The following is a 10,769-nucleotide window of genomic DNA, read 5'->3' as shown; positions in this document are numbered from 1 at the left end:
GCACTGAAGATCGTGAAATACAGGCGCGACTGGTTGGCCTTGATGCCGCAGCTGTCGATCAGGTACGAGTGGATCATTTTCCAGTCAGGGCTGGAGAAACGCTGGGTGTCCTTGTTAAGGATGATCTTCGCCAGATACTGGCCGAGGATCGGCGCGTTACCGGCGCCACCGGCGTGGACTTCGGACAAGTCCATGATCTTCATTTTGCTGTAGTCGCGCAGGAAACCGCTTTTTTCGCCCTTGCGCGAGAAACGAATGCGCCCGGCGATGTCCTTGTCGAGGTCGCCGAGCATCACCAGCGGCTCGACCAGAAACACCGGTTTGCTCGCTTTGCTGTTGCCGATGCGCAGGTTGTTTTTGATCCACTGCGCCGGGCTGTAGCCCTTGTCGGCGGCGCGTCGGTCATTCGACGGGCGATCTTCGTTGTTGAATTCGTTGAGGTAAAACTTGCGGGCGTTGTACACCAGCTCCGCCACGTCGAGAGCGATGTTGGAGCCGCAGCGACCGAGGCCGATCAGGCACACCGACGGAAATTCCTGATCGTTGTGCTGTTCGTTATCGCCTTCCAGGTGCGGCGGGCGCGGGAACACCATGTCGCGCAGGCCGTCGAGGTTGTCGAGGATGCGGTCGGTATTGGTTTCGGTGAAGTACAGGTATTGCTGGGTCGACAACGGGCGCGAGGGAACCAGCGGTTTGGGCGATGACGGGCTGTTGGCGGCGGGGCTCGGATTCAGATCGGAGACCGCGGTGGCGGTATTGTTTTTAGAAGTCATTGGGCGCCATTTACCTGGTACTGGGTTGGTTCGCAGACCAATGTCAGCGAACCTCACGGAATAAGAGCTCGCGTCTTGTTTGCGCGAATTTGGCCCGGGCGTCAGGGACTTGGCCTGACGGTCGCTCGGGGGAATCCTTTCCTGATCGCTGATGAATCGGCCATTATTCGGCGATCTTTAATCAAAAGGAGGCTAAATGATGTCAACGCTACCTTCGTTGGGGTTCGCCGGAATCGGTCTGATGGGCTTGCCGATGTGCCGCCGCTTGCTGGCCGCCGGTTATCCGCTGAGCGTGTGGAACCGCAACCCGGACAAATGCGCGCCACTGGTTGATGCCGGCGCCCGGCAAGTGGCGAGTCCTGCTGAACTGTGCGCACACGCCGACGTGGTGATGCTGTGCCTGGCTGATACGGAGGTGGTGCGCGAGGTGGTGTTCGGCGCGGGCGGTGTCGCTGAGGGTGGCAAGAGCGGTCAGTTGCTGGTGGATTTTTCCAGCCTGGAACCGACCGCGACGCGCGAGATGGCCGCTGAATTGGCGCAGAAAACCGGCATGTCCTGGCTGGACTCACCGGTGTCTGGTGGCGTGGTCGGTGCCGAGGCCGGCAGTCTGGCAATTATGGTCGGTGGTGAAGCGGCGGATCTTCAGCGAGTGCGCCCGGTGCTACTAAACCTCGGTCAGCGCGTCACGCACATGGGCGGCGTGGGCGCCGGTCAGGTGACCAAGGCCTGCAATCAAATGATCGTCGCTTGTAATGCATTGGTAATTGCTGAAGTGGTGGCGCTGGCGGAAAAAGCCGGGGTCGATGCCAGCCTGATTGCCGAGGCATTGGCCGGCGGTTTTGCCGATTCGAAACCGTTGCAGATCCTCGCCCCGCAAATGGCCGAAAGCCGTTTCGAGCCGATCAAATGGCACGTGCGCACGCTGCTCAAGGATCTCGACACCGCGGTGAAGTTTTCCCGCGAACAGGGCTCGGCCACGCCGATCAGCGGATTGGCCGCACAATTGATGCGCCTGCATGGGGCGCAGGGCTTTTTGGCGAAGGATCCAGCAACGCTGGTGCAAATGTACCGCGCGCCAGAATCAACGGATTGACCGCATGGGACTGTTTGCGCTGATTGATTTCTTCCAGCACCGGGCGTAATTCGTCGAGCGGCACCGGGCGGCTGAGCAGGTAGCCCTGAATGAAATCGCAGCCCGAGCGTTCGAGAAATTCGTACTGCTCCAGGGTTTCGACGCCTTCGGTGACCACCTGCAAATGCAGGGTGTGCGCCATGACGATGATCGCCTGGACGATCTCCATGTCCGCCGTGGCATTGGGAATGTCGATGATGAACGAGCGGTCGATTTTCAGCGTATTCAGCGGCAGACGCTTGAGGTAGGCCAGCGACGAATAACCGGTGCCGAAGTCATCGATCGACAGCGACACGCCGAGGGCGCGGATCTGCCGCAGCAGCACCAGGGTGTTGGCGATATTGCCCATCAGCGCATTTTCGGTGACTTCCAGCTCCAGCCGTTCCGGCGCGACACCGGCGGTGCGTAAGGCGTTTTCGATTTCGTCAGCCAGTTCTTCGCGGCCAAGGTTCAGCGGCGAGCAGTTCCAGGCGATTTTCAGTTCGTCGCAGCCGTGGCGCGACAGTTCGCCCAAATCCTTGCAGGCGCGGCGTAGCACCCAATTGTCCAGTTCGGCGATCAGGCCATTGTTTTCGGCGATGCTGATGAAGCGATCCGGCGTCAGCAGGCCGTTGACCGGATGCTGCCAGCGGATCAACGCTTCGAGCTTGGTGACCTTGCCGGTTTTCAGTTCGAAGATCGGCTGGTAATACAGCATCAAGCCGTTTTCTTCGCGCAGGGCATGACGCAGTTCTTCTTCGAGTTGCAACTCCATCGTCGCGCGGTTTTTCAGGTTGGAATTGAAAAAGTGCAGGCCGTTGCGCCCGGCACCCTTGGATTGATACAGCGCCAGATCGGCGTGCTTGAGCAGTTCTTCGCAGGTGGTGCCGTCATCCGGAAACAGACTGATGCCGATGCTGGTGGTCATCACCATGCGCCGCCCGGCCAGCTCAATCGGCTCCTTCATTTTTTGCATGATGCGCTGGGCCATGCTGCGCGCTTCTTCGCGGTCATGCAGGCCGATGAGGATGCAGAACTCGTCGCCACCGAACCGCGCGACCACGTCTTCATGGCTGCGCACCGAGCCTTTGATGTGGTCAGCGATGACTTTCAACAGCGCGTCGCCGGCGTCATGACCGAGGCTGTCGTTGATGCGTTTGAAGTGATCAATGTCGAGAAACATCACCGCGAGCATGCCGCCCTCGATGGCTTTCTGATTGAGCTTCTCGGCGAAGATCTGGTTGAAGCCACGGCGGTTGATCAGGTTGGTCAATGCGTCGTAGTTGGCCACGTGTTGCAGCGACATGCGTGCCTGGTCGAGTTGGCTGAGCAGGGCGTTGACCCGGCGCAGGTCGTGTTCCTTGTGTTGCAGCTTTTTGTCGGCGAGTGCGGCGCTGATCGCACTGCCGAGAATCAGCAAGGTGATCAGGGCCACGGTCAGGCCCAATTGCAGGTGGCTGGTTTCGGCGGTCAGTGTCGGCGTGCTGGCCTCGGGCAAAATCAGCTTGAGTGCGGCCATTCCGGTGAAATGCATGCTGAAGATGCCGGCGCCGAGGATCAGTGCGGCGCTGTATTTGAGTGCCTGATGAAGTAAACCGCTGCCTTCGCGCAGATAGCCTGCCACCCACAGAGCGGCGAAACTGGCGCCGATGGCGATCACCACTGACAGGGTGAACAGTCCAGGATCGTAGTACGCGGTGGCGGCCGATTGCATCGCCGCCATGCCGACGTAATGCATGCCGGCAATACCCAGACCGATGACGAGCGCGGTTTTCAGGTAGAGCACCAGACTGGGCTGGGATTCGCTCAGGGTGTGCATGGCCAGCCACGAGGCGAGCAGGGCGATCAGCAGGGAAAACAGGGTGATGGGCAGGTCGTACTGGATGTCGATCGGTGCCTGAAACGCAAGCATGCCGATGAAGTGCATGGCCCAGATGCCGCCGGCCAGGCAGGTCGCGCCGATCCAGCGCCATAGTCGCTGTGAGCGCGGGTCTTCCGCGTGACCGACGCGTTCGGCCATGTCGAGGGTGGCAAAACTGGCGGCGCACGCGACCAGATAGGCCACCAGCACCAGCAGCGGGTTATGGCTGCAATTAAGAATGACCTGCCCGCTCTCCGGCAGCTCGGTAACAAACTGCAAACCAAGCCACTCCATAGCATGCCCCGTCTCTGAGTCGTCCTTACTGCGCGGCTAGCGCAGGCGAATGACTGGAGTATAGAGGTGGTTTTCGCAGAGCAAGCGGTAGTGGCACATTGGCGCTAATGATTTCGGCATTAGCGTCATAGCGATTGGCGCTAAAGGCTTAGGCAATCTGTTCGAAAGGGATTTGTGCCCAGTCCGGTTGCAGCGGCGGCAGGCCAAAACGTGCGCGGGCCTTGTCGCAATCGACGTTTTGCTCGCCGTTTTCCCACGACGATTCGAACTCGCGGCAGGGGCTGGAGCGCAATTCATAAATCGAGCACTTCACTTCGCTACCGACTTCGCCTTCCAGCGCCGTGCAGCGTGGCGATTTGCAGTCGGTGCCGTTCATCGCCACCCGGCTCGGGCTGATCTGCGTGACCAGTTCATCGGGCACGGTGCCGCCGGAGGAAGCGCACTCACCCCAGAAAAAAGACACACGGAAATGGGAACAACAGGCACCGCAATTCAGACACGGACTGACTTCGGACATGGACGGGGGTATCAAAGGGATTGATCGGGAGATCCGGACGGATCCGGCGGCTATTCTAGGCTTCGCCACGGCGTTGGGAAGGGGGGCGTGAAACTATTTTTTTGTGGCAAGGTTTTGCCGCAAAAGCCCCGGTTTTCGGGGGATTCAAGCGTTATCAAGGGCTTACGTTTCGTTACAGTGCCATGGCCCGATATCAGGCAGACGAATGATCACAGACAGCCTTGGTCTGGCTGACTAGATTGCAGGTTCCGGGCTCGGATGCGTTGGCAGTGAAGCCCTATAACAATAAAGAGACGGACCCATGCAGAACTCGACCCAAGCGGCGAATGCCTGGCGCATTCTGTTCCTGCTGTTCCTCGCCAACCTGTTCAACTTCTTCGACCGCACCATTCCGGCGATCATCATCGAGCCAATCCGCATGGAATGGCACCTCAGTGACTTTCAACTGGGCATCGTCGGTACCGCTTTCACCCTTGTTTACGCGATTGCCGGCCTGCCGTTGGGGCGCATGGCCGACACCGGCTCACGGCGCAAACTGATGGGCTGGGGCCTGGCGACGTGGAGCGCGCTGACCGCAGTCAACGGGCTGGTCGGCAGCTTCTGGAGCTTTTTGATCGTGCGCATGGGCATCGGCATCGGTGAGGCCAGTTATGCACCGGCAGCCAACTCGCTGATCGGTGACCTGTTCCCAGCGCACCGTCGGGCGCGGGCGATGGGCATTTTCATGCTCGGTCTGCCGCTGGGCTTGTTGCTGGCGTTCTTCACCATCGGCGCGATGGTCAAGGCGTTCGACAGCTGGCGCGCGCCATTCTTTATTGCGGCGGTGCCGGGGCTGATTCTGGCGATTTTCATGTTCTTCATTAAAGAGCCAAAGCGCGGCGCGGCGGAAACCGTGCAGGTCTCGCAGGAACGCGTCGACAAGCCGATCCGGCGGATTCTGGCCGTGCCGACCTTTCTCTGGCTGGTGATGGCCGGGTTGTGCTTCAACTTCGCGACCTATGCCTGCAACTCGTTTCTGGTGCCGATGCTGCAGCGCTATTTCCTCATGCCGCTGCAGGAAGCGGCCGTGGCGACTGGCGTGATCGTCGGCGTGACCGGGCTGATCGGTTTGACGCTGGGCGGCTGGATTGCGGACAAGATTCACCAGCGCGTGGCCAATGGGCGGCTGTTGTTCGCGGCGTTCAGTCTGATTATTTCGACCCTGTGCACGGCGTGGGCCCTGCATTCCGGGCGCATCGAGATTGGTGTGTTTGTCGCGGTATTCAGTGTCGGCTGGCTGTTTGCCTACAACTTCTACACCTGCGTTTACACAGCGATTCAAGACGTGGTCGAACCGCGTCTGCGAGCGACGGCGATGGCGTTGTTCTTTGCCGGGTTGTATCTGCTGGGCGGTGGCTTGGGGCCGGTGGTGGTCGGTGGGTTGTCCGATCACTTTGCGCACACGGCGATGCTGGCGGCGGGGGCTGAGCAGATGACCGAGGCGTTCAAGGCAGTCGGGCTGCATGACGCGATGTATTTGATTCCGGTGGCGCTGTTTCTGACGATGGTGTTTCTGTTTCTCGCGGCGCGGTGTTTTGTGCGCGATGCGCAGCGGATGAAGGAAGGTTTGGTTGCGGTGGTTGAACCAGAGGTTGCAGTGGCGACGGCTTAAGATCAAAAGATCGCAGCCTTCGGCAGCTCCTACTTGGGAATACATGATCGTTCCCACGCTCTGCGTGGGAATGCAGCACGGGATGCTCTGCGTCCCTTTCCAGAGCTGGAACGCTGAGCGTCCCTTGAGGCATTCCCACGCGGAACGTAGGAACGATCGGCCCGCATCGCTGCGGGCCTTGTTGTTTCAGCAGGGGAGCAGGGCGGTTTAACCCGCCACCAACACCCGAATCGCTTCCAGGCGCAACGCCGCTTTGTCCAGCATCGCCAGACCTTGCTCGCGCTGTTCACGCAACGCCACCAGTTCGCTGTCACGTACGGTCGGGTTGACTGCTTGCAACGCGGTCAGGCGCGCCAGTTCTTCGTCGGTGTCGGCCGCCAGACGGCGACGGGCCTCGGCCACGCGCTCGGCGTGACGCGGGGTGATCTTGTCTTCACCGGCGTTGATCCGTGGCGTCAGCTGATCGCGCTGGGCCTGGATGAACTTGTTGGCGCTGGCGCGTGGCACGCTTTCCAACTGATCGTTCAGGGTTTCAAACGAGACGCGTGGCGACAAGTCGTTGCCATTGGCATCGAGCAGGCAGCGCAGGGCGGCCGGCGGCAGGTAACGGCCCAATTGGAGTGCGCGCGGGGCCACCACTTCGCTGACATAGAGCAATTCCAGCAACACAGTGCCCGGCTTCAGCGCCTTGTTTTTGATCAGCGCGACGGCGGTGTTGCCCATCGAACCGGACAGCACCAGATCCATGCCGCCCTGCACCATCGGGTGTTCCCAGGTGATGAACTGCATGTCTTCGCGCGACAGCGCCTGGTTACGGTCGTAAGTGATGGTCACGCCTTCGTCGTCGCCCAGCGGGAAGCTGGCGTCGAGCATCTTCTCGCTTGGCTTGAGGATCAGGGCGTTTTCCGAATGGTCTTCGCTGTCGATGCCGAACGCGTCGAACAGGGTTTCCATGTAGATCGGCAGGGCGAACTGATCGTCTTGCTCAAGGATGTCCTCGACCAGTGCTTCACCTTCGCCAGCGCCGCCGGAGTTGAGCTCCAGCAAACGGTCGCGACCGGTGTGCAGCTCGGCTTCGAGACGTTCGCGTTCGCTGCGCGCTTCGTCGATCAGCGCTTGCCACTCGCTGTCGTCGGCTTCTTCGAGCAGCGGCAGCAGGCGCGGGCCGAACTGATGCTGCAAGGCGTTGCCGGTCGGGCAGGTGTTGAGGAACGCGTTCAGCGCTTCGTGGTACCACTGGAACAGGCGCTCTTGCGGGCTGGTTTCCAGGTACGGCACGTGCAGTTCGATGATGTGCTTCTGGCCGATCCGGTCGAGACGACCGATACGCTGCTCAAGCAGGTCCGGGTGCGACGGCAGATCGAACAGCACCAGGTGGTGTGCGAACTGGAAGTTACGACCTTCACTGCCGATTTCCGAGCAGATCAGCACTTGCGCGCCGAACTCTTCATCGGCGAAGTACGCGGCGGCGCGGTCACGCTCAAGGATGTTCATGCCTTCGTGGAACACCGTGGCCGGGATGCCGGAACGCACGCGCAGGGCGTCTTCCAGATCCATCGCGGTTTCAGCGTGGGCGCAGATCACCAGCACTTTGGTGCGCTTGAGCATTTTCAGCTGATCGATCAGCCATTCGACGCGCGGGTCGAATTTCCACCAGCGCTCTTCTTCGCTGGCGTCCGGCTGCGACTGGAAGCTGACTTCCGGGTACAGCTCGGCGTGATCGCCCAACGGCAGTTCGAGGTATTCGTCCGGGCACGGCAGCGGGTACGGGTGCAGTTTGCGCTCCGGGAAACCCTGCACGGCGGCGCGGGTGTTTCGGAACAGCACGCGGCCGGTGCCGTGGCGGTCAAGCAGTTCACGTACGAGGCGGGCACTGGCTTCGGTGTCGCCATCGTTGACCGCGGTCAGCAGGGCTTCGCCTTCGTTGCCGAGGAAACCCTGAATGGTTTTGTGCGCTTTGGCCGACAGACGGCCCTTGTCGAGCAGTTCCTGAACGGCTTCGGCCACCGGGCGATAGTTGTCGCTCTCGGCACGGAACGCGGCCAGGTCGTGGAAACGGTTTGGATCGAGCAGGCGCAGACGGGCGAAGTGGCTGTCCTGACCAAGTTGTTCCGGAGTCGCGGTGAGCAGCAGCACGCCCGGGATGACTTCGGCGAGTTGCTCGACCAGCGAGTATTCGGCGCTGGCCTTTTCTTCGTGCCAGACCAAGTGGTGCGCTTCGTCGACCACCAGCAAATCCCAACCGGCGGCGAACAGAGCGTCCTGCGCCTTCTCATCGTCGACCAGCCATTCCAGCGCGACCAGCGCCAGTTGGGTGTCTTCGAACGGGTTGGTGGCATCGCTTTCGATAAAGCGTTCTTCGTCGAACAGCGCGACCTGCAGGTTGAAGCGGCGGCGCATCTCCACCAGCCACTGGTGCTGGAGGTTTTCCGGGACGAGGATCAGCACGCGGTTGGCGCGACCCGAGAGCAGTTGGCGATGGATCACCAGACCGGCTTCAATGGTTTTACCCAGACCCACTTCGTCCGCCAGCAAAACGCGCGGCGCGATGCGGTCGGCGACTTCACGGGCGATGTGCAATTGGTGCGCGATCGGTTGCGCACGCACGCCACCCAAGCCCCAGAGCGAAGATTGCAGCTGGCGGCTGGTGTGTTCGAGGGTGTTGTAACGTAGCGAGAACCACGACAGCGGGTCGATCTGCCCGGCGAACAGACGGTCGCTGGCCAGACGGAACTGAATGAAGTTCGACAGCTGGGTTTCCGGCAGGGTAACGGCTTCGTTCTGCCCGTTGAGACCGTGATAAACCATCAGGCCGTCGACATCGTCGACTTGCTGCACGGTCATCTTCCAGCCTTCGAAGTGGGTAATGGTGTCACCCGGCGAGAATCGCACGCGGGTGAGGGGCGCATTCCGTAGCGCGTACTGGCGGGTTTCGCCAGTGGCCGGGTAGAGCACGGTCAACAAGCGGCCGTCCTGTGCCAGAACGGTGCCTAAACCCAGCTCGGCTTCGCTGTCACTGATCCAGCGTTGCCCCGGTTGATACTGCTGCGCCATGCTGCCTGACTCCCACCTTGAAAAAGCGGGCTATCTTAACGGAATGAGGGCTTCAGGGCCAAAGATTACTGGCGTAGGAGCTGTCGAAGGCTGCGATCTTTTGATCTTTGGAAACACTTGAGTTCTGCGCTGTCCGATGAAAGATCGCAGCCTGCGGCAGCTCCTACAGGTGCCAAGTGCGTCACAGAATTGCGACGGGTGGCTCAAGGCGTGTTTGTCTTAGCCGATAGCCTGCTGACAGGAGAACCCCTATATGTTGCCACCGATGCTCCCCTTGAGCGCTGTGCCGATCACTTCGCAGCAGGATCCGATCCGCCAGCGGCCGGATATTCCGCCGGTGGTGCCGGTGCAGGAAAGCTCCAACGAAAGTACGATCGATCTGCAAAAACGTGATCCGGAAGAGGATCGACTGCTGGCGCGCGAAGAACAGCGCCGTCAGCAGGAGCGTGATCGACGCCGGCGCGAGGCCGACGAAGACCCGGATGAACATCTGGCCGTGCCGGGTACGGTGCTCAACGCCGACAATACCGTGCCGGTGGTGCCGCTGATTGAAGATCAACCGCGTCAGGGCTTGTGGGTCGATATCGAGATTTGAGCGGCTCTGGCTCGATGATTGGTTTGATCGTGTTTGGGTGGGTGGCTGGTCAGCGCTGACGGCAGGCGGCATTATTGGCGCAGTCCTGCCGGTGATGTGGCAGTTGTGATTCTTTGAAGCGATGTTCTGAACGCCATGAGCCAAGACGACAAACTGATCGACCTCAGCACTGAACGCGCCAAGCGGGTGCATGACATTAAAGAGAAGCGGCTGAACGAAGTGCGTCAGGCGTTTGAGCAGGCGATGCCGTTGGGCAAGCCGAAGAAAAAGTCGAAGAACAAGCCGAAAAAGCGTTGATCTCCCCCTGCATCTGTTGATGCAGGTCAGTTATTTCCCCTCCTTTCTCTCCCTTCGTTGTGGTTATTGATCCCGGTCAATTTGTGCGCCTGTGTGTTTGGTAATTTAGTCCCATCGCAGCAAAGCAGGGGCCAGGAGGCCAGTCATGTTTTTCGATAACGTGGTGTTTGCCGGGGTTCTGACTGTAGGGCTGATGGTTCTGTTTTTTGCAGGGTTTGGATTTTTTATCTGGAAGGATGCGCATAAGCGTAAGAAGTGATTCTTCTGGATTGATGGGCACGCAAGGCATTTTGGGGCGACTTCGGTTGCCCCTTTTTTTTTGCCTTGGCGGCCTTGGCGGCCTTGGCGGCCTTTGGGCCGACCAGGCTGTGGGGGGGGGTGTGAATATCCGTTGCTGCGGTAACGGCTGCTTAGGGTTTCGCCCTTACGGCGAGTCACCTTTTCCAGACGCCGAAAAGGTAACCGAAAAGGCTTTGCCCTGACGTTCGGCCCGCTCGCTGGGGCTCGGGGTTCCTTCGCTCCGGGATTGATCCGGGGGGCAGCGCCTACGGTTTGCTTCGCTGCACCTCCTCTCGCTGTGTTTGGCTGCGCCAAACGGTCGCTGCGCTCCCACCCC

8 protein-coding genes and 1 pseudogene are annotated in these 10,769 nt (G+C 60.3%); 5 read left to right on the top strand and 4 right to left on the bottom strand.

Going from position 1 to position 10,769, the window contains the following annotated elements; genetic code table 11:
- Nucleotides 1-773, bottom strand: a pseudogene (locus ACIOMO_RS27450) (hypothetical protein); the annotation flags it as partial.
- 196 nt (nt 774-969) lie between these two features.
- Between ACIOMO_RS27450 and ACIOMO_RS27445 the strand changes: the two are divergent.
- Nucleotides 970-1,866: an NAD(P)-dependent oxidoreductase gene (locus tag ACIOMO_RS27445; RefSeq protein WP_401244613.1), complete on the top strand. Its 897-nt coding sequence runs from the start codon at nt 970-972 to the stop codon at nt 1,864-1,866.
- On the opposite strand, the gene ACIOMO_RS27440 is transcribed toward ACIOMO_RS27445, so the two are convergent.
- Both ACIOMO_RS27440 and ACIOMO_RS27435 read right to left on the bottom strand, forming a co-directional pair.
- On the bottom strand, nt 1,757-4,039 hold the full coding sequence (locus tag ACIOMO_RS27440; RefSeq protein WP_053117847.1) for a bifunctional diguanylate cyclase/phosphodiesterase: 2,283 nt from the start codon (nt 4,037-4,039) through the stop codon (nt 1,757-1,759). The two genes, ACIOMO_RS27445 and ACIOMO_RS27440, sit on opposite strands and share 110 nt — an antisense overlap.
- Before the next feature lie 148 nt (nt 4,040-4,187).
- A complete protein-coding gene (locus tag ACIOMO_RS27435) occupies nt 4,188-4,556 on the bottom strand; it encodes a YkgJ family cysteine cluster protein (RefSeq protein ID WP_053117848.1) in 369 nt (122 codons plus the stop codon).
- 301 nt (nt 4,557-4,857) lie between these two features.
- On the opposite strand from ACIOMO_RS27435, the gene ACIOMO_RS27430 reads away from it, so the two are divergent.
- Nucleotides 4,858-6,207 carry a spinster family MFS transporter gene (locus ACIOMO_RS27430; protein WP_401244610.1) on the top strand — a complete coding sequence of 450 codons (1,350 nt, stop codon included), beginning with the start codon at nt 4,858-4,860 and terminating at the stop codon, nt 6,205-6,207.
- Between the two features lie 207 nt (nt 6,208-6,414).
- On the opposite strand, the gene rapA is transcribed toward ACIOMO_RS27430, so the two are convergent.
- Nucleotides 6,415-9,261, bottom strand: coding sequence for an RNA polymerase-associated protein RapA (rapA, locus tag ACIOMO_RS27425; RefSeq protein WP_401244608.1), 2,847 nt, complete (start codon nt 9,259-9,261; stop codon nt 6,415-6,417).
- 253 nt (nt 9,262-9,514) lie between these two features.
- Between rapA and ACIOMO_RS27420 the strand changes: the two genes are divergently transcribed.
- The 3 genes from ACIOMO_RS27420 (at nt 9,515) to ccoM (ending at nt 10,412) form a co-directional block, all read left to right on the top strand.
- On the top strand, nt 9,515-9,856 hold the full coding sequence (locus tag ACIOMO_RS27420; RefSeq protein WP_159815472.1) for an aspartate-semialdehyde dehydrogenase: 342 nt from the start codon (nt 9,515-9,517) through the stop codon (nt 9,854-9,856).
- Between the two features lie 135 nt (nt 9,857-9,991).
- A complete protein-coding gene (locus ACIOMO_RS27415; protein WP_172680076.1) occupies nt 9,992-10,153 on the top strand; it encodes a hypothetical protein in 162 nt (53 codons plus the stop codon).
- Nucleotides 10,154-10,298: 145 nt separating this feature from the next.
- Entirely contained in the window at nt 10,299-10,412 is a 114-nt protein-coding gene (ccoM, locus tag ACIOMO_RS27410; RefSeq protein ID WP_041070550.1) for a cytochrome c oxidase subunit CcoM, read from the top strand.
- Nucleotides 10,413-10,769: the final 357 nt, after the last annotated feature.

Source organism: Pseudomonas sp. NPDC087804 (assembly GCF_044742965.1).
Taxonomy (GTDB): domain Bacteria; phylum Pseudomonadota; class Gammaproteobacteria; order Pseudomonadales; family Pseudomonadaceae; genus Aquipseudomonas; species Aquipseudomonas rustica.
This window is presented reverse-complemented; position numbering and strand designations above follow the sequence as displayed.